This is a genomic window from Actinoplanes sp. NPDC051537, from assembly GCF_055586105.1.
This window is the reverse complement of record NZ_JBVJIU010000011.1, coordinates 314,934-334,320: the sequence shown is the minus strand read 5'-3', so window position 1 is coordinate 334,320 and position 19,387 is coordinate 314,934. Positions and strand designations below refer to the sequence as shown.

The following is a 19,387-nucleotide window of genomic DNA, read 5'->3' as shown; positions in this document are numbered from 1 at the left end:
GTAGGACGTGGCCACGGATCAGCTCTCCGTCGTGTTCGGGGCGCTGGCCGACCCGACCCGCCGGGCGATCCTGGCCCGGCTGGCCGACGGCCCGGCGACGGTCAACCAGATCGCCGAGCCGTTCGAGCTGACGCTTCCGGCCATCTCCAAGCACCTCAAGGTGCTCGAGCGGGCCGGCCTCATCTCCCGCGGGCGGCAGGCGCAGTGGCGGCCCTGCACGCTCGAGGCCGAGCCGCTGCGCGAGGCCAGCGACTTCCTGGGTCGCTACCGCCAGTTCTGGGAGCAGAGCTACGACAAGCTCGACGCCCACCTCAAGACGCTGCTGAAGGGGACCGACCGATGACCGGCGAGATGACATTCCGCGAGCTCGACATCGTGCGCGTGTTCGAGGCGCCGCCCGCGCTGGTCTGGCGGGCCTGGACCGACCCCGACCAGATCTGGCGGTGGTGGGGCCCGGCCGGCATGCACACGCCGCGGGAGAGCGTCGAGCTGGACGTACGCCCCGGCGGCGTCTTCCGGTTGACGATGGTGTCCGACGAGAGCGGCGCCGAGTTCCCCTCCGACATGCGGTTCACCAAGGTCGACGAGCCGGTGGTCCTCGAGTTCGAGTGGGACGGGCAGCGCGGCATCGGCGGCGGCCGGTCGACGATCACGTTCCGCGACCTCGGCGACGGGCGCACCGAGATGGTCAACCACTACGCCGGCTACTCGACCGACGTCATCCAGGGCTTCATGGTCGCCGGCACCAACCAGCAGTTCGACAAGCTGGCCGCCCACCTCACACGGTGAAGCGCCCGACCAGATCGGTGAGGCGGCCGGCGGTCGCGTTCAGCTCGTCGGCCGACCGGTGCGAGGCGCTCACCGTCTGCCGGGTGCCGTCGACGGCACCGCTCACCACGCCGATGCCCTCGGCGATGTCCCGGCTGCCGGCCGCCACCTCGGCGATGTTGCGGGCCATCTCGGCGGTCGTCGCGGCCTGTTCCTCCACGGCCGCGGCGATCGCCGTCTGGTAGTCGTTGACCTGGGCGATCCGGGCGGTGATGGCCTCGATCGCGGAGACCGCCCGGGTGGTGTCACCCTCGATCGCCGCGACCCGGCTCGTGACGTCCTCGGTCGCCCGGGCCGTCTCCTGGGCGAGCTCCTTGACCTCGTTGGCGACGACCGCGAAGCCCTTGCCGGTCTCGCCGGCGCGGGCGGCCTCGATCGTGGCGTTCAGCGCCAGGAGGTTGGTCTGCTCGGCGATGCTGGCAATCAGGCGTACGACATCCGCGATCTTGGTCGTGGAACCCCGCAGCTCGGTGATCACGCCGGCCGCGGCCGCGGTCAGCGCCACCCCGTCCCGCCCGGCCTGCGCCGCGTCCTGGGCGTTGCTGGAGATCTCGGAGATCGACGCGCCCATCTCGTCGGCGCCCGCGGCCACCGTCTGCACCACGGTCGACACGCTCTCGGCGGCCACGTTGACCGAGCCGGCCCGGGTCGCTGCCGCGTCGGCCGAGGAGGACAGCACGCCGCCGTTCGAGGCCACCTGCTGGGCGGCCGCCGAGACCTCGTGCGAGGCGCCGGTCACCTCGGTCATCACGCCGCGCAGCTCGGCCACCGCCGTGTTCAGTTCCTCGCCGGCCACCGCGATCTCGTCGGTGCCGCGCACGTCGACCGTCACCGTCAGGTCACGATGGGCGAGCCGGGACAGGGCGTCGGTCAGCTTCCGCAGCCGCCGCGAGATGCGCCGGGCCTGGAGCACGGCCAGTGCGGCGCCGCCGACCGCCAGCAGCACCGCGGCCAGCACGAACGAGTAGAGCATGTCTCGCCGCCCGCTGCGGACCGCATCGATGGCGCCGTTCGCGTCCGCGTTGTAGCCGCCGACCGCGATCGCCCACTGGTACGGCTTGTAGAAGGCGACCATGGTCGTGGTGGCGCCGGCCTTCCCGCTCGCGGTGCCCGGCAGGTGGTAGGTGGTCAGCCAGATGTCGTCGCCCAGGGTCGGCGCCTTGGTCACGATCTCCTGCACGTACTTCGCGCCGCCGGCGTCGGTGGCATCCAGCACGTTCTGGCCGGGGAGGCCGTCGAGGCTCGACGCGATCACCCGGCCGGCGTCCGCGGCGGCGGTGCTGAACACCGAGGTCCAGCCGTTGGCGCCGACCTTCATGGCGGCGATCGCGGAGGTCAGGCTGGCCAGCGCGTCGGCCTGGGGCACGCCGGCGAACAGCGCGCCGATCACCTTGCCGGAGCCGTCCTTGATCGGGTCGTACCCGGTGATGAACGGGACGCCCACGACCTGCGCGACGCCGCGGTAGCCTTTGCCCGACTTGATCGCGGTGGCCACGGCGTTCGGCTTGCCGTCGGCGCCGACGGCGGGGATGTACGTGCCGACGTTGCCCTTGATCGTGGTGTCGACCCGCAGCAGGTCGCCGGCGTCGTCCATCCGCTGGAAGACGGTGACCTCGCCGCCGACCAGGGCCTTGGTCCGCTCGACGAAGCGCGACGCGGCCAGGGCGGCATCCGGCGCCAGCGTGTCGCCGTCGATGGTCATCCGCCGTACCGAGACCGTCTTCTTGGCCTTGGTGACCTGGTTGGTCGCGGTCCAGGTGCTGGTCGCCGAGGCGAGGTGCGCGCCGCCGCGCTGGGACAGGAACACGTCGGCCGCCGTCATCTGCTGGTCGACCAGGCCCTGCACGTCGTCGCCGACCGACTTCACCAGCGCCCGGGCGTCCGCGGTCGCGCGGTCCAGGCTCTCCCGGGTCTGCGCGGCCACCTCGTCCTCGGTGTGCCCGGCGAAGTGGCCGCTCTCCACGGCGCCGACCCCGAGCAGGACGACGGCGGTGATCAGCACACCGCCCAGGCCGAGGGCGAGCAACTGATGACTCATCTGCAGACCGCGACGTCTCACCCAGGACTGATCGGCCGCGTTGCGCCTCGTCTGAGCGACAACGGGCCTCACCGCGTACGGTGAGGCCCGCTGTCTGATTTTTCGCTTTTCAGCTGTCTCCACCGGTCTCGCCGACCGGAGCCGCCGAGACGTCGTCGATCGCGTACTTCTTGGCCGCCTCGGCCGGCACGTGCGACGGCACCTTGCCCCGCAGCGCGAGCTGACGCAGCGTGGCCACGGCCACCGACTCGGCGTCCACGTGGAAGTGGCGGCGCAGCGCGTGCCGGGTGTCGCTCATGCCGAAGCCGTCGGTGCCCAGCGACGTGTAGTCGTTCGGCACCCAGCGCGAGATCAGATCGGGCACCGCCCGCATGAAGTCGCTGACGGCGACGACCGGGCCCTCGGTGCCCTCGAGCTTCTGCTCGATGTACGGCTTCCGGGGCTGGTCGCCCGGGTTGAGCAGGTTGTGCTCCTCGATCTCGACCGCGTCCCGCCGCAGCTCGGTCCAGCTCGTGACCGACCAGACGTCGGCGCCCACGCCCCAGTCCTGGGCCAGCAGCTCCTGGGCCTTGAGCGCCCAGCCCATGCCGGTGCCCGACGCCAGAAGCTGTGCCTTCGGCCCGGTGGTCTCGGGCGCCGCCTTGTAGCGGTAGATGCCCTTGAGCAGGCCCTCGACGTCGACGCCCTCGGGCTCGGCGGGCTGGAGGATCGGCTCGTTGTAGATGGTGAGGTAGTAGAAGACGTTCTCCTGCTTCTCGCCGTACATGCGGTGCAGGCCGTTCTCGACGATGTGCGCGATCTCGAACGCGTACGCCGGGTCGTAGGCCACGACGGCCGGGTTGGTGGCCGCGATGAGCAGCGAGTGGCCGTCCTCGTGCTGCAGGCCCTCGCCGTTCAGCGTGGTGCGGCCGGCCGTGGCGCCGAGCAGGAAGCCCCGGGTCATCTGGTCGGCGGCGGCCCACAGCTCGTCCGCGGTCCGCTGGAAGCCGAACATCGAGTAGAAGATGTACAGCGGGATCATCGGCTCGTCGTGCGTCGCGTAGGACGTGCCGGCCGCGATGAAGCTCGCCGTCGACCCGGCCTCGTTGATCCCCTCGTGCAGGATCTGGCCGTTCTTGGCCTCCTTGTACGACAGGAACAGGTCCCGGTCGACGGAGGTGTAGGTCTGGCCGTGCGGCGAGTAGATCTTCTTGGTCGGGAAGAGCGAGTCCATGCCGAACGTGCGCGCCTCGTCCGGGATGATCGGCACCCAGCGCGCGCCGAACTCCTTGTCCTTCATCAGGTCCTTGAGGAGCCGGACGAAGGCCATCGTGGTCGCGACCTTCTGCTTGCCGCTTCCCCGCTTGACGTCGCCGAACGCCTTCGCGTCGGGGATCGCCAGCGACTTGTGCTTCGTGCGCCGGGACGGCACGAAGCCACCGAGCTCGCGGCGCCGCTCGAGCATGTACTGCATCTCGTCGGACTTCTCGCCGGGGTGGTAGTACGGCGGGAGGTAGGGGTTCTCCTCCAGCGCTTTGTCGCTGATGTCCAGGTAGAGGCGGTCCCGGAAGCCCTTGAGGTCGTCCAGGGTCAGCTTCTTCATCTGGTGCGTGGCGTTGCGGGCCTCGAAGTGCGAGCCCAGCGTCCAGCCCTTGATCGTCTTGGCGAGGATCACGGTCGGCTGGCCGGTGTGCTCGGTCGCCGCCTTGTACGCCGCGTACAGCTTGCGGTAATCGTGGCCGCCGCGCTTGAGGTTCCAGACCTCGTCGTCGGACATGCCCTCGACCATCTTGCGGGTGCGCGGGTCGCGACCGAAGAAGTGCTCCCGCACGTACGCGCCGGACTCGCCCTTGTAGGTCTGGTAGTCGCCGTCGTTGACGACGTTCATCAGGTTGACCAGCGCGCCGTCGTTGTCGGCGGCCAGCAGCGGGTCCCACTCCCGGCCCCAGACGACCTTGATCACGTTCCACCCGGCGCCGCGGAAGAACGACTCCAGCTGCTGAATGATCTTGCCGTTGCCCCGCACCGGCCCGTCCAGCCGCTGGAGGTTGCAGTTGATCACGAAGGTCAGGTTGTCGAGCTCCTCGCGGGCGGCCAGGCCGATCGCGCCGAGCGACTCGACCTCGTCCATCTCGCCGTCGCCCAGGAACGCCCAGACCCGCTGCTGACTGGTGTCCTTGATGCCGCGGTTCTGCAGGTAGCGGTTGTAGCGCGCCTGGTAGATCGCGTTCAGCGGGCCGAGGCCCATGCTGACGGTGGGGAACTCCCAGAAGTTCGGCATCAGGCGGGGGTGCGGGTACGACGGGAGGGCGCCACCGGGGTGCGACAGCTCCTGCCGGAAGCCGTCGAGCTCGTCGGTGCTGAGCCGGCCCTCGAGGTAGGCCCGGGCGTACATGCCGGGGGAGGCGTGGCCCTGGAAGAAGATGTGGTCGCCGCCGCCCGGGTGGTCCTTGCCACGGAAGAAGTGGTTCATGCCGACCTCGTAGAGGCTGGCGCTCGACGCGTACGTCGAGATGTGGCCGCCGACGCCGATCTCGGGGCGCTGCGCGCGGTGCACGAGCATGGCCGCGTTCCACCGGATGTACGCCCGGATGCGGCGCTCGACGAACTCGTCGCCGGGGAACCAGGGCTCCTGCTCCGGCGGGATCGTGTTGATGTAATCGGTGGAGGTCAGCGGCGGAACGCCGACCTGCCGCTCCCGGGCCCGCTCGAGCAGGCGCAACATAACGTAGCGGGCTCTCTTGGCGCCGCGTTCGTCGATGACTCCGTCGAGCGACTCGACCCACTCGTTGGTTTCCTCGGGGTCGATGTCGGGAAGCTGGCTCGGCAGTCCATCGCTGATTACCGGGCGCTTGCGCTCCGTGGCCACAGGCAATCCTCTTGGTCGGGTGTCGGAAACCGGGCGGCCATTGTGTGAGTCGCTCGGACAGGACTCCATCCTGCCTCGTCGCGGTGCGCATCGTCACGCCTACCCGGGCTGTCCGCGATCCGGGACACATGTACTGACCAGTAACTTCTCAGCCGTCTATGTACGAAAGCCGCACCTGCCGCGTGGGGTTGTCGCCGTTGGTGTCGACGAGGCAGATCGACTGCCAGGTGCCGAGCGCTATCTTTCCGCCGATCACGGGCAGTGTCGCGTACGGCGGGATCCAGGCCGGCAGGACGTGGTCGCGGCCGTGGCCCCGGGATCCGTGCCGATGCCGCCATCGGTCCTCGGCCGGCAGCAGCTCATCGATCGCGGCGAGCAGATCGTCGTCCGATCCGGCCCCGGTCTCGATGATCGCCAGTCCGGCCGTGGCGTGCGGCACGAAGATGTGCAGCAGACCGTCCGCTTCGGACGCGACGAACCGGCTCGCCTCATCGGTGATGTCCCGCACGACGGGGCTCGAGCCGGTCCGGACAGTGATCACTTCGGTACGCATGCCGCGAGTCTGCCAGCCGCATTAGCAGGTGATCGGGGGTGGGCGGAAGCCTATTAACCCGTTTCAGCCGCATTTACCCCTGAAATGGCTACCTTGTGGTGGTGGCAACCAGAACCGGGGGTGGAACAGTGCGACCAGTAAGGCGAACTCTTTCCAGATGGGCGGTGGCGGCCGCGAGTGCGCTGCTGGCCGTCGGCGGCGTGCTGGCCAACCCAGCGCCGGCGATGGCGTCGCCGCTCGCCTCGCCGGAGAGCGTCACGGCGACCGCCGGCCGGCGGTTGATCGTGGTCAACTGGCAGCCACCCACGACCCCGGGCGGAACGATCGCCCGGTATCGGGCCACCACCAACACCGGCGCGACCTGCGACGCCCTTGCGTCCGCGCGGACCTGCACGATCAACAACCTCACGGCCGGCACGACGTACACGGTCGGCGTCATCGCCTGCCCGAACGCGAGCACGAGCGACGTCACCGACTGCTCGCCGCCGGCCGCCGCCACCGGGTCGATGACACCCGGACCGCCCGGCACCCCGGCCCGTCCCACCGTCGCCTACCAGGGCGATGCCACCACGATGCGGGTGACCTGGGCGGCGCCGGACCCCGGTGCGGGCATCGCCTCCTACCGCGTCACGCCGACGCCGTCGAGCGCGTCCCAGACCGGGTCCTGCCTGGCGCTGGTGCCGGTCGGGACGACCTCCTGTGACATCGGTGGCCTCGAGGCCGCGACCTCGTACACGTTCAAGGTGGTCGCGAACGGCGTCACCAACGGGACCGTGAGCACCGGCACCTCGACGGCGAGCGCCGCCTCCCTCCCGAAGATCGCCGGCGCGCCCAACGCGCCCGCCGCCCCGACCGCGGTGCGGGCGAGCGACACCAGCGTGGACGTCACCTGGGAGAAACCGACCGGCGGCTCGGAGATCACCGGCTACACGGTGACCGCCACCGACGACGACGACGCCGAGACCGCGGACGCGTGCATCACGTCCGACCCGGACGACACCACGTGCACCGTGGCCGGGCTTACCGCGACGAAGTCGTACACCTTCACGGTGATGTCCGTCGGTGACGGCGACGCCGGGAACTCGGTGCCGAGCTTCGCCTCGACCTCGGTCATCCCCGGCCTGCCGGGCAAGCCCGACGCGCCGACCGTGGAGCTCGGCGACAACGCCGGCGAGGTGACGGTCTACTGGGATCCGCCCGCCGACGGCGGCGCGCCGACCAGCTACACGGTGACCCCCGATCCGTTGACCGTCGCGGCCTGCAACACGTCCTCGAGCCCGTGCAACTTCACCGGTTTGGAGAACGGCACCCGGTACACCTTCAAGGTGACGGCCAAGAACGCCGCCGGCGAGCAGACCTCGGACGCGAGCGACTCGGTGGTCTCCGAGCTTCCGGCGAAGCCGTCCACGCCCACGGTGGCGCTCGGCAATGCGGCCGGCAAGGTGACCCTGACCTGGGACAAGGCGACCACCGGCGGAGCGGTCACCGGCTACGTCGTGACGGCGAACCCGGACAACGGCGGTGGCAGCGGCACCCAGCAGGCGGGCTGCGGGGCCGACCTGGCCGCGCCGTCGTGTGTCATCACGGGCCTGAGCACCGCCGACAACTACACGTTCACGGTGACCGCGATCGGCGACCTGGGCACGGTCCCCTCGGATCCGAGCGACTCGATCCGGCCGGACAAGCCCGGCACGCCGCGCACCGTGACCGTGACGCTCGCCGGGGACCCGGCGACGGCCACCGTGCACTGGGCGGCGCCCAACACCGGCGGCGTGGTCGCCGGCTACACGGTGACGGCGTCCACCACCGACCTCGGCACGTTGCCGGACGAAAGCCCGTGCGAGGTCGCGGCCGACGTGTACGAGTGCACGTTCACCGGCATGGACGCAGACAAGACCTACCAGTTCACGGTCAAGGCCTCGAACGTCGCCGGCGACACGGCCGCGACCGCGACCGACCCCATCGTGCCGTCCAAGCCGGGCGAGCCGACCTCCGTGCACGTGACGATCGACGACGCGGGTCAGGTGACGGTCGGCTGGACCCCGCCGGCCGGCGCCGCGGTGGACCACTACACGGTGGAGGTCACCTCGGCCGACGCGACCGCGGCCCACTCGGCCGGCTGCGAGGTCGACGGCGACCAGACCGACTGCCCGATCACCGACCTCGACTCGGACAAGCCGTACTCCTTCGCGGTGACGGCCACCAACGATCTCGGCAGCGAGAGCGCCTTGCCGGTCGGGCCGATCGTGGCCGACGAGGCGGGCGAGCCCACCTCCGTGGCCGCGGCCCCCGGCTCGACGCCCGGCACCGCGCACGTGACGTGGGCGGCGCCGGACGGCGGTGGCACGGTGGACGGCTACACGGTGACCGCCACCACGACCGACGTCGGAACCCTGCCGTCCGAGACACCCTGCGACGTGGGACCGACCGTCTTCTTCTGCGACTTCAGCGGAATGCAGCCGGGCAAGCACTACCAGTTCACGGTCGAGGCGAACAACGACCTCGGGTCCACGCCCGCGACCGCCACCGCCGCCCTCAAGCCGGACAAGCCGGGCGTGCCGACGCCGGTCAGCGTGACGCTCGGGGAGCCGGGCACGGTCACGGTGTCGTGGACGCTGCCGACCGACCTCGGTGTGCCCGCCGGCTACGAGGTGACGACGGCCTCCGACGACGGCGCGTTGCCGCAGACGAACCCCTGCGTGGCCGGGGCCGGCGACACGAGCTGTGAGATCACCGGTCTCGACCCGACCAAGGAGTACACGTTCGAGGTGAGCGCGATCAACCCGGCGGGTCACTCCGAAGCGCCGGTCACCTCGGCCGTCCTGCCGGACGAGCCGGACGCGCCCACCGACGTGGACGTGGCCCTGGGCGACGTCGCCGGCAAGGTGAACGTCACGTGGACCGCCGCCACGACCGGCGGCGTGGCCGATGGCTTCCGGGTCATCGCCACCTCGCCCGACGGCGGCGACGAGACGCCCACCTGCACGGGCGGCCCGAGCGACACCGACTGCGACATCACCGGCCTCGACGAGGACAAGCAGTACACCTTCGTCGTGCAGGCCTACAACGACGCCGGCGACGAGGACTCGGAGCCGACCGACGCGATCGTTCCCGGTCCGTCGCTCGCGCCGACCAACGTCCAGGTCGAGGTCAGCACCATGCCGGGCACGGTGACCGTGAGCTGGGACGAGCCGACCGGATCGGTGGTCAGCACGTACACCGTGACACCGCGTACGGGCGTGACCGACCTGTCCACCTGCACGGCCACGCCGCCCAACCAGACGTGCGTCATCCACGGCCTCGACGTGAGCAAGCAGTACACGTTCACCGTCAAGGCCGAGAACGCCCTCGACGGCAACACGTCGGAGGCGACCGAACCGGTGATCCCGAACAAGCCGAACGCTCCGGGACCGCCCCGGGTCGACGTCATCGCCGTCGACGGGCACGTCGTGACGGCCCGGATCTCCTGGAACCCGTCCCCGGGCGGCGCCGGACCGGTCACCAACTACACGGTCACCGCCTACGACACCCAGGACTCGGACAACACCCCGGTGCTGTCGGAGAACTGTGTCGGGGTCGACGCCCTGTCGTGTGAGTTCGACGTGCTGAGCGACGCCAAGGAGTACACCTTCGTCGTCACGGCGAACGGGCCGGGCGGCTCGATGTCGGACAGCCCGCCGAGCGAGCCGATGTCGATGGCCGGACCGGACGCGCCGGGCAAGCCGACGCTGACCCAGGACGGCGCGAACGCGGTGCGGGTCACCTGGGACGAGCCGACCACGGGCGGTCCGATCAGCGGCTATTCGGTCTACTCCGACCCGCGGGTCACCACGCCGACCGCCTGCATGCACGTCGAGAAGGGCTCCTGCCTCTTCACCGGCCTGATCAGCGGCACCGCCTACACGTTCACGGTGGTCACCGAGGGCACGGCGGGTCGTACGGCGACCGGCCCGGCCTCCGATCCGATCGTGGCCGGACCGCCGGACGTCCCGACCCGGCCCACCGTGGCCCCGGGCGCGACCACCGCCAAGGTCGTCGTCTCGTGGGAGACGCCGGCGGAAGGCGCGGGCATCGACGGCTACGTCGTGGAGTCGATCCCGGGCCACATCGGCTGCACCGCGGCGAACACCGCCACGTCCTGTGTGGTGTCCGGCCTCAACCCGGCCCAGAGCTACACGTTCCGGGTGCAGGCCGTCGGCGCTCACGGCAGCGGCAGCTCGGCGTTCAGCCGCGCGTCCGAGGCGATCGTGCCAGGAGCCCCGGGCCGCCCGTACAACGTCGATGTGATGGCCGGCAACCACCAGATCGCGGTCTCCTGGACCGCGCCGGCGAACGCGGCCCAGCGGGTCGTGTCCTACCGGGCGGTGGCCGGGCCGGACGGCGCCGACTGCACGACCACGACCGAGACCGAGTGTGTGATCAGCGGGCTCACGAACCTGCAGTCGTACACGGTCACGGTGACCGCCGTCGGGACCGACAGCTCGGCGGTCAGCGCGGCCTCGGCCCGGGTCCGGCCCAACGCCGGCGCCCCGGGCAGCCCGACCGCGGTGACCGCGGCCGCCGCCGACATGAGCGCGGTCGTCAGCTGGACCGCGCCGGCCAACATCGGTGACGGCATCGCCCGCTACACGGTCACCGCGACCGACGCGACCGGGACGACACGCGGCTGCGCCACGGCGAACGGGACGATCACGACCTGCACGATCACCGGTCTCACGAACGGGCAGTCGTACCAGGTCACGGTCGTGGCCGTGGGCCGGGCCGCCAGCGGCTGGTCGGCCGCGAGCGCCGCCGCGACGGTCATCCCGCGGAAGCCGCCGGGCACGCCGCTGAACGTGGCGGTCACCGGGGGCGTCAAGACGCTCGTCGTGACGTGGGCGTCGAACGGCGCCGGTGACGGGCTGGCGGGCTTCACCGCCACGGCCACCGGCGGCGCCACGCCGCTCACCTGCGCCGGGACGACGGCGACCGCCACCACCTGCACCATCCCCAATGTGACACCGGGCGTCTACTCGGTGACGGTGGTGGCCAACGGCACCCAGGCCGGCGTCAAGTCGGCGCCGAGCTCCGCGGTCGAGGCCACGGCGATCCTGGCGCTCGCCGCCACGTCGCCGCCGGCCACGATGCCGACCACGACGAGCCTGCTGACCCAGTCGGCGACCTCGGTGCGGGCCGGCACGCAGGTGACGCTCGGCGGCAGCGGGTACGCCCCGTACACCGGGATCGTGATCGGTCTCTACGCCGGGGCGGTCAAGCTGGGCACGGCCGTCACCAACGGGGCGGGCGAGTTCAGTGTCGCGGTGACGATCCCGGCCAACACGGCCATCGGGGCGAAGACGGTCGTCGCGGGCGGCCTGCCGCCGACCGGCTCGACCGTCCGCTACCAGAAGGCGGCCGTCACGGTCACCTCGGCGACGTCGGCGCAGGTCGCCGCCGTCCAGCGGGCGGCGCAGCGGGTTCAGCTGACACGCTGACCGCGGGCATCTCACGTGCGGGCCGGGGGTCTTCCCCCGGCCCGCACTCACGTGTAGAGGTCCAGCACCAGAAATACGACCGGCACCAGCACCATCCACACCGCGAGCCGTCTTGCGGCCAGCCACAGCGTCATCGGCCGAGTACAGCATCGGGGCCGTCGGCCACGGGCCGAATCCGTGACGGATCAGACTCGGGTGATCGCTGCACGTCAGGGCGGCATCCGGATCTTCGGCCGGTTTCCGACATGGCAGGCCTGGCGTGAGTGGGCGATGCTGGTCCCGTGACCACGCCGCAGAACCTCGACGAGCGCTTCCGCGACGCGGTGTCGGCCCTGCCGGTGCCCGGCGACCGGCGCGCGCCCGGCGACGCCGTCCGCGACGGCGCCCTGCTCACCGGCGGCCGGGCCGCCGAGCTCTTCGACGCGCAGCTGGCCAGCCGGCATCTCGACCTGGCCGCGCGCTGGCTGCGCAGCTTCAACGAGGGTTTCTACACGATCGGCTCGTCCGGCCACGAGGGAAACGCGGGCGTCGCGGCGGCGCTGCTGCCCACCGATCCGGCGCTGCTGCACTACCGGTCGGCGGCGTTCTTCTGCGCCCGGGCCAAGAGCATCGGCGACGCCGCCCGCGACGTGCTGCGCGGGGTGGTCGCCTCGGCCCACGAGCCGATCGCGGGCGGCCGGCACAAGGTCTTCGGCAGCGCCGACCTGCACATCGTCCCGACCACCTCGACGATCGCCTCGCACCTGCCCCGGGCGGTCGGTCTGGCCTGGTCCCTGGCCCGGCCGCGCTCGTCGCAGCGGCGCTGGCCGGCGGACGCGATCGCGGTCGCCTCCTTCGGGGACGCCTCGGCCAACCATGCGTCGGCGACGGCCGCGTTGAATGCCGCGGGGTGGTTCGAGCATTCGGCCGTACGGCTGCCGCTGCTCTTGATCTGTGAGGACAACCGCCTCGGCGTGAGCGTGCCGTCGCCCGATGGCTGGCTGGCCGCGATGCTCGCGTCGCGCCCCGGCGTGCGCTACACGTCCGCCGACGGCTGCGACCTGGCCGCCACCTACGACGCCGCGGTCGAGGCGGCCGGCTTCGTCCGGCGCGAGCGACGCCCGGCCGTGCTGCATCTGTCCACCGTGCGGCTCATGGGGCACGCCGGCGCCGACGCCGAGGTCGCCTACCGCACCACCGAGGAGATCAACCGCGATCTCGAGCGCGACCCGCTGGTCGGCACCGCGCGGCTGCTCGTCGGGGCCGGCCTGTTCAGCCCCGAGGAGGTCATCGCCCGCTACGACGAGATCGGCTGGCAGGTCCGCAAGGTCGCCGAGGAGGTGCTCGGCGAGCCCAAGCTGGCCACGGTCGCCGACGTGGTCGCCCCGCTCGCCCCGCGCCGCCCGCTCCGGGTCGCCCACGAGATCACCGAGATCGCCACCCGGGCCGTCGGTCCCGGCGCCGCGACCAGGCTCAAGGCCTTCGACGGCAAGCTGCCCGAGCAGTCCGGCCCGCTCACGCTCGCCCAGACGATCAACGCGACGCTCGCCGACTCGCTGCTGTCCCACCCCGGCATGGTGCTGTTCGGCGAGGACGTGGCGCGCAAGGGCGGCGTCTACGGCGTCACCAAGCGGCTGCAGGAGCGGTTCGGCGCCGAGCGGGTCTTCGACACGCTGCTCGACGAGACCACGATCCTCGGGCTGGCCCTGGGCGCCGGGCTCGACGGGCTGCTCCCGGTCCCCGAGATCCAGTACCTGGCCTACCTGCACAACGCCGAGGACCAGCTGCGGGGCGAGGCGGCGACGATGTCGTTCTTCTCCTCCGGGGCGTTCAAGAACCCGATGGTCGTACGGATCGCCGGGCTCGCCTATCAGCAGGCGTTCGGCGGCCATTTCCACAACGACAACTCCGTCGCGGTGCTCCGCGACATCCCGGGCCTGGTCCTCGCCGTGCCCGCGCGCCCGGTCGACGCCGCGCCGATGCTGCGCTCCTGCCTCGCCTCCGCCGCGGCCGACGGCAGCGTCTGCGTGTTCCTCGAGCCGATCGCGCTCTACCACACCCGCGACCTCTACGAGCAGGGCGACAACGAGTGGCTGGCGCCCTACTCGGCGCCCAGTTCCTGGGCCGTCGAGCACGTGCCGATCGGCCGGGCGCGCACCTACCCCGTCGGCAACGCCGCCGATCTGACCATCGTCACGTTCGGCAACGGCCTGCGGATGTCACTGCGAGTGGCGGCGCGGCTGGCCGAGGAGGGCTACGGATCCCGCGTCGTGGACCTGCGCTGGCTGAGCCCGCTGCCGGCCGCCGACCTGGTCCGGGAGGCCGCCGCGACCGGCCGGGTGCTGATCGTCGACGAGACGCGGCGCTCCGGCGGCGTCGGCGAGGGCATTCTCGCGGCCCTGGTGGACGGCGGTTTCGTCGGTTCGGCGAGGCGGATAGCCTCGGCGGACTCGTTGATTCCGCTCGGTCCGGCCGCACAACACGTGCTGGTGGGGGAGGATGCCATCACACAGGGTGCCCACGCCCTGCTGGCGCGGTAAATTGCCACACACTCGGTGCGCCACTTGCGCACGAGGCCGCAAGTGTGTGGACTACCCCCAGGTTTCGTGCAATTTCATTCTTGGCTAGGAGGACTTAGACAGTGAGCGCGACCGCTGGTCAGGCCGACGGCGTACGCAGCCTGGCGGACCGGTTCGGCTTCGAGCCGAACATGGTGGTCATGGAGATGGGCTACGACGACGATGTCGACGAAGACCTCCGTGACGCCCTGACCGAACGAGTCGGCGAGTTGGTCGACGAAGACACCGACGAGGTCGTCGACTCGGTGCTGCTCTGGTACCGCGACGGTGACGGTGATCTGTTCGAGCTGCTCACCGATGCCCTGGGCCCCCTCGCCGACAACGGCGTGGTGTGGCTGCTGACCCCGAAGGCCGGCCGCGACGGCCACGTCGAGCCGAGCGAGATCTCCGAGTCCGCCCCCACGGCGGGCCTGCAGCAGACTTCGACGGTCAACGCCGGCAAGGACTGGACGGGTGCCCGGCTCGTCTCCCCCAGGGGTGCCAAGAAGAAGTAGCTCGCTGTCCCCTCCGTTCGCGCCGGCCGGCGTCCCTCTGGCGCCGGTCCGGCTAGGGTGGGCGCATGCCGCTGAGTGTCGGAGCCCAGGCGCCAGACTTCGAGCTGAAGGATCAGAACAATCAGCTCGTACGCCTTCGTGACTTCCGCGACCGCAAGGCGGCGCTCCTGGTCTTCTACCCTTTGACCTTCACCGGCACGTGCCTCGGCGAACTAACCGTCATTCGCGACAATATCCACTTTTATGCCAATGATTCGGTCCAGGTGCTGGCGATCAGCGTCGACTCGGTCTACGCCCACAAGGTCTGGTCCCTCCAGGAGGGCTTCGACTTCCCGCTGCTGGCCGACTTCTGGCCCCACGGCAAGGTCGCCACGGACTACGGCGTCTTCAACGCGGAGGCCGGCTTCGCCAACCGCGGAACGTTCTTGATCGACCCCCGCGGCGTGATCGTTTTCGCCCAGGAGGAGGGCCCCGGCGTCCCCCGCGACCAGCACCCCTGGCAAGACGCCATCGCCGCGCTGAGGCCCTGATCCCGGCAAGGTACGATGACCATTCCGGTCGCAAGCCGATCCGGGCGCGTAGCTCAGTGGGAGAGCACTCGCCTTACAAGCGAGGGGTCGTAGGTTCGAAACCTACCGCGCCCACGCGGGGCGGAGCCCCGCGTCCGCACAAATCGCGGACCTTGGCCCCGCGTCATGCTGGCTCCGGGGGCCGAGCCCCCGGACCCCCGCGTCAACCCCGCTGCGCGCCGCTCCGCGTGCAGCGCAGTTCCGCTCCACGTGCAGCTCCGCTCCACGTGCAGTGCTGCTCCGCTCCGCGTGCAGTGCAGTTCCGCTCCGCGTGCAGTGCAGTTCCGCTCCTCGTGCAGTGCAGTTCCGCTCCACGTGCAGTGCAGTTCCGCTCCACGTGCAGTGCAGTTCCGCTCCGCTCCGCGTTGAGTGCAGCTCCGCTCGCTCGTCCAGCGCAGCTCCGCATAGTTCCGCGCAGGCCCACCCCGCGTGTCAGCCGTGACCCGCCTGCGCGCCCGGCGCTGGAATCGCTCGCCGCGGAAGTCTGACGCCCGCCTATCGCCGGCTCGGCCCTCACCGCAGGCCTGCGTGGTTGAGCAGGCCCGTGCGGTTGAAAAGGCTCGCGCGGTTGAGCAGGGCCGCCCGGCGGAGCGGGCCCTCGGCAGAGCTGGCTCGCGCGGTTGGGCTGGCTCGCGCGGTTGGGCTGGCTCGCGCGGTTGGGCTGGCTCGCGCGGTTGGGCCGGCCCGCGCGCGCGGTTGGGCTGGCTCGCGCGGTTGGGCTGGCTCGCGCGGTTGGGCTGGCTCGCGCGGTTGGGCCGGCTCGCGCGGTTGGGCCGGCCCGCGCGGTTGGGCCGGCTCGCGCGGCGGAGCGGGCCCAGGCAGAGCAGGCCCGCGTGGTTGAGCAGGCCGCTATGCCACGCCGCGCCGCGGCAGCCCGGAGCCGCCCACCCGGTCGGCTAGGCCTGGCCGCCTGCGGTCTCAGTTCAGGGCCACCTGCGGTCTCGGTTCAGGGCCGGCCGCGGCCTCCGCCCAAGGTCGTCTGTCGCCTCGGCATGGGGTGGCCTCGCGGCGGCGGCTGGCACCGGCGCGGCCTTGTTCGGCGGCTGCCGTGTGGTCTCGTCTCCTCTGATTGGCCGGGGCGGCGGGCCGGCTTGTTGGCCCTGCCCTGGTCGGGCGGGGCCTCGATCCTGGCGCCTGCGGCCCCGCCCCAGCGCGGGACGGGGCGGGGCGGGAGCGGCGGGCGGGCGTGGGCTAGGCGGCCTGGGCTGGGAGGGGGGACGGGAGCGGGGTGGCGTGCGGCGCGGGAGTGGGCCACGGCGCCGCCACGGGGAGCTCGGCCAAGTGGTCGAGGCGGGCTCGGATGGCGGTGGGGCTGCGGCCGAAATGGGTGGCCAGGTCGCGCAGGCGGGGGTGGGACTGGAAGAGGGCGGTCAGCTGGGCGTCGTCGTCGGGGGTCCAGCGGGCTCCCTGGTTGGGGTGGCGGCCTCGGCGGTCGGGAGGTGGGGCCGGGCGGGAGGACAGCGGGGGCTGGGTCATCGCTATCAGGCCGGCCAGGGTGGAGGTCAGGACGTCGGTGAGGGGGATCAGGTCTTGGGGCGCCAGGCCGCCGCTGACCTCGCTCAAGACCTGGCCGTTGCCGTCGGTGCTGACTATGCACAGGTCTATCCGGTGGTCTTCGGTGGGGAAGGCGGTGACCTGGTAGTCGGTCTCGCCGAGCATGAGGCGGCGGTCGAGGGTGATGGGGGACTGCTGGAGTGGGGTGTCGTTCATGCGGGGGACTTTAGGGGTGGCCTATGACAGTTTTCGGGGGCGGCGGAGGCGGGCCACCAGGGTTGGCACACCGGGGCCGGGCGTCAGACCAGGGCCAGCCATTTTCGGTAGTGCTCGGTGAACGGCTCCTCGTTCTGGGCCAGCGCCGCGCGTAACGACTCGGCGCCTCGCAACGCGCCCTCGACGATCTCCTCGGGGTAGCCGAGGGACACCCGGTGCTCCTCGAACTCGTCCTCGTCCTCCACCTCGACCCGGCCGTCGGACCGGTAGCGGACCAGGTCGATGTCGAGGTCGATCAGGGTGATCTCGGCCGGGCCGGTCCACTCGGCGGGGGTGGTCACGTCGCAGTACAGGTCGCGCGTGGCGGGCTCGGCCAGGAACATCGCCATCCACCAGCCCTCGACCGGGATGAGGCGCACGGCGTCGGCGCGGGTGACGCCGGTCGGGCGGGTGCCGTAGTGGTAGCTGACCACGCTGCCGCGGGGAGTCGCCACCCACGTCCCGTACGCGTCCTCGCCGAGCAGCCGGCCGGTCACCTGCCGATGCGGCCGTCCGCCGTACTTGCACAGGACGAGATCGACCGCGGTCACCACGCGAGGCTACCGCGATCATCATCGGGCGACAGCCCCGGTGTGACCCGAATCGGCCAGGCCGAGGGCAACCGGCCCGCACCCGACGCAATCGTCAACCGCGCACCGCGGGCGCCGATCCTTGAGGTTGCCTGCGGGAGATCCCGCACGGTGGGCGGGCCCCGGTCGGATTCCCCTCGGCGATCGGGCCCGCCCGGGCGAACCAGGGGAGAATGCGAACAAGGGGAGACGCGATGCCGGACCTGCACATCGGCTCTGATGCCGAGAAGACCGTGGTCTCCGCGTACCCCCTCAAGACCCGCACCGGCCGCGCTCGCCGCCGCCGCGCCGGAAGCTTGATCGAATCCCGCCCGGTCCTCCCGAGCGGCCGCGGCCGCGAGGTCCGCGTGACCTTCCTCGCCCGTCTCAGCCTGCCGCTGTTCTTCGCCGGCGCCCTACTCATGGTGGCCGGCGTCCCCGCCTGGCTGCTCGGCGGCGCCATCATCGCCACCCTCGGCCTGGCCGGCCTGCACGACCGCCGCCGGTCCCAGCAGGCGATCTTCGAGCTTCCCAAGGACGATCAAACCCGCGTTCTGCGTACGCGTGAGGAGCGCGCCGCCTACGCGCGGGCGCTCACCATGGCCCAGCGGGTCCGTCGCACCTGGCCCGAGCTCCCGGGCATGATCGACCCGGAGGCGGCCGACCGCTCGCTGACTCTGGCCCTCGACGACCTGGCCACGCTGCTGGCCCGGCGGCAGGAGCTGCGCCGGCTCCGGGCGGGCCTGGAGGCTGTACGCCATCAGGAAGCCGAGAGCCGAGCGGGCAAAGCGCTGGCCGAGCAGGCGGACCGCGCCGACGAGCTGTGGCTCAGCACCGGCGAGCAGGCCAACCGGATCCTGCGCGCGATCGACGACGCCGCGCTGGCCGGCGAGACGTTCCTGAAGGAGCGCCGGATCGGCGCGACCGCCCGCCAGGCCGAGCTGGTGCTGGCCCGCCTCACCGCGGGCGCGCCCCCGGTCGAGGCCGCGCCCGAGCTGGCCGACCGGACCGCCGCCGTGCTCGACGCCTACCGGGAGCTGACCGATAGGGAATCATTGTTGCCATGACGGCAACGGACGACGTGCTGCGCGAGGTCGGCCCGCGGCTGCGGGCGCTGCGCCGCAAGTCGGGAATCACCCTGTCGGCGCTGGCCGAGACCACCGGGATCTCGGTGAGCACGCTCTCCCGGCTCGAGTCCGGTCAGCGCCGGGCGACCCTCGAGCTGCTGCTCCCGCTCGCCCAGGCCTATCGCGTGCCGCTGGACGAGCTGGTCGGGGCGCCGCAGACCGGCGACCCGCGGGTCTACGCACGGCCGATCACCCTGCACAACCAGCTGATCCTGCCGCTGAGCCGCAACCCGGGCGGGCCGCAGGCGTTCAAGCACATCATCGCGGCCGGCGACCGGCAGGAGCCGGAGCCCAAGACGCACGAGGGCTACGAGTGGCTCTACGTGCTCAGCGGCAAGCTGCGCCTGGTGCTGGGCGAGCACGACCTGGTGCTGCCGGCGGGCGAGGCGGCCGAGTTCGACACCCGGGTCCCGCACTGGTTCGGCAGCTCGGGCGGCGGCCCGGTCGAGTTCCTGACGATCTTCGACCGGCAGGGCGCCCGCATTCACGTACGAGCTCGCCCCAAGAAACCTCAGTAGGCGCCGCGCTCACGCACGTTCATTCCATTGAGTGACTCGACCGTCACCAGGAATGCAACTAC

13 protein-coding genes and 1 tRNA gene are annotated in these 19,387 nt (G+C 71.6%); 9 read left to right on the top strand and 5 right to left on the bottom strand.

All coding sequences use genetic code 11. The features are described 5' to 3' along the window. The first annotated feature begins 7 nt into the window (after positions 1 to 7). The gene (locus ACZ6TB_RS27800) at positions 8 to 343 is read left to right on the top strand and encodes an ArsR/SmtB family transcription factor (protein ID WP_465558540.1); all 336 of its coding nucleotides are present in this window, start codon (positions 8 to 10) and stop codon (positions 341 to 343) included. Beyond that, a complete protein-coding gene (locus tag ACZ6TB_RS27795) occupies positions 340 to 789 on the top strand; it encodes an SRPBCC domain-containing protein (protein WP_465558538.1) in 450 nt (149 codons plus the stop codon). The genes ACZ6TB_RS27800 and ACZ6TB_RS27795 overlap by 4 nt, the downstream gene beginning before the upstream one ends. Here ACZ6TB_RS27795 and ACZ6TB_RS27790 read toward each other — a convergent pair. The 3 genes from ACZ6TB_RS27790 to ACZ6TB_RS27780 form a co-directional block, all read right to left on the bottom strand. Beyond that, positions 779 to 2,866 carry a methyl-accepting chemotaxis protein gene (locus ACZ6TB_RS27790; RefSeq protein ID WP_465558536.1) on the bottom strand — a complete coding sequence of 696 codons (2,088 nt, stop codon included), beginning with the start codon at positions 2,864 to 2,866 and terminating at the stop codon, positions 779 to 781. The two genes, ACZ6TB_RS27795 and ACZ6TB_RS27790, sit on opposite strands and share 11 nt — an antisense overlap. 109 nt (positions 2,867 to 2,975) lie before the next feature. Then, on the bottom strand, positions 2,976 to 5,714 hold the full coding sequence (gene aceE, locus ACZ6TB_RS27785) for a pyruvate dehydrogenase (acetyl-transferring), homodimeric type (protein WP_465558534.1): 2,739 nt from the start codon (positions 5,712 to 5,714) through the stop codon (positions 2,976 to 2,978). Between the two features lie 148 nt (positions 5,715 to 5,862). Then, complete coding sequence (locus ACZ6TB_RS27780; RefSeq protein WP_465558532.1) at positions 5,863 to 6,267, bottom strand: YjbQ family protein; 405 nt, start codon at positions 6,265 to 6,267, stop codon at positions 5,863 to 5,865. Positions 6,268 to 6,431: 164 nt separating this feature from the next. Between ACZ6TB_RS27780 and ACZ6TB_RS27775 the strand changes: the two genes are divergently transcribed. The 5 genes from ACZ6TB_RS27775 to ACZ6TB_RS27755 all read left to right on the top strand — a co-directional run bounded on the left by ACZ6TB_RS27775 (position 6,432) and on the right by ACZ6TB_RS27755 (position 15,437). Further along, positions 6,432 to 11,741 carry a fibronectin type III domain-containing protein gene (locus tag ACZ6TB_RS27775; protein WP_465558530.1) on the top strand — a complete coding sequence of 1,770 codons (5,310 nt, stop codon included), beginning with the start codon at positions 6,432 to 6,434 and terminating at the stop codon, positions 11,739 to 11,741. 332 nt (positions 11,742 to 12,073) lie between these two features. Then, positions 12,074 to 14,260: a thiamine pyrophosphate-dependent enzyme gene (locus tag ACZ6TB_RS27770; RefSeq protein WP_465558642.1), complete on the top strand. Its 2,187-nt coding sequence runs from the start codon at positions 12,074 to 12,076 to the stop codon at positions 14,258 to 14,260. Positions 14,261 to 14,361: 101 nt separating this feature from the next. Beyond that, positions 14,362 to 14,793: a DUF3052 domain-containing protein gene (locus ACZ6TB_RS27765; protein ID WP_465558528.1), complete on the top strand. Its 432-nt coding sequence runs from the start codon at positions 14,362 to 14,364 to the stop codon at positions 14,791 to 14,793. 65 nt (positions 14,794 to 14,858) lie between these two features. Then, a complete protein-coding gene (locus tag ACZ6TB_RS27760; protein WP_465558526.1) occupies positions 14,859 to 15,323 on the top strand; it encodes a peroxiredoxin in 465 nt (154 codons plus the stop codon). A 42-nt stretch (positions 15,324 to 15,365) separates the two neighbouring features. Then, positions 15,366 to 15,437, top strand: a tRNA-Val gene (locus tag ACZ6TB_RS27755). 1,116 nt (positions 15,438 to 16,553) lie between these two features. On the opposite strand, the gene ACZ6TB_RS27750 is transcribed toward ACZ6TB_RS27755, so the two are convergent. Together ACZ6TB_RS27750 and ACZ6TB_RS27745 are read right to left on the bottom strand one after the other, a co-directional pair. Beyond that, complete coding sequence (locus tag ACZ6TB_RS27750; RefSeq protein WP_465558524.1) at positions 16,554 to 17,072, bottom strand: hypothetical protein; 519 nt, start codon at positions 17,070 to 17,072, stop codon at positions 16,554 to 16,556. A gap of 83 nt (positions 17,073 to 17,155) precedes the next feature. Beyond that, the gene (locus tag ACZ6TB_RS27745; protein ID WP_465558522.1) at positions 17,156 to 17,662 is read right to left on the bottom strand and encodes a DUF402 domain-containing protein; all 507 of its coding nucleotides are present in this window, start codon (positions 17,660 to 17,662) and stop codon (positions 17,156 to 17,158) included. A 233-nt stretch (positions 17,663 to 17,895) separates the two neighbouring features. On the opposite strand from ACZ6TB_RS27745, the gene ACZ6TB_RS27740 reads away from it, so the two are divergent. Both ACZ6TB_RS27740 and ACZ6TB_RS27735 read left to right on the top strand, forming a co-directional pair. Continuing rightward, on the top strand, positions 17,896 to 18,747 hold the full coding sequence (locus ACZ6TB_RS27740) for a hypothetical protein (protein WP_465558521.1): 852 nt from the start codon (positions 17,896 to 17,898) through the stop codon (positions 18,745 to 18,747). Beyond that, on the top strand, positions 18,744 to 19,325 hold the full coding sequence (locus tag ACZ6TB_RS27735) for a helix-turn-helix domain-containing protein (protein WP_465558519.1): 582 nt from the start codon (positions 18,744 to 18,746) through the stop codon (positions 19,323 to 19,325). The genes ACZ6TB_RS27740 and ACZ6TB_RS27735 overlap by 4 nt, the downstream gene beginning before the upstream one ends. Positions 19,326 to 19,387: the final 62 nt, after the last annotated feature.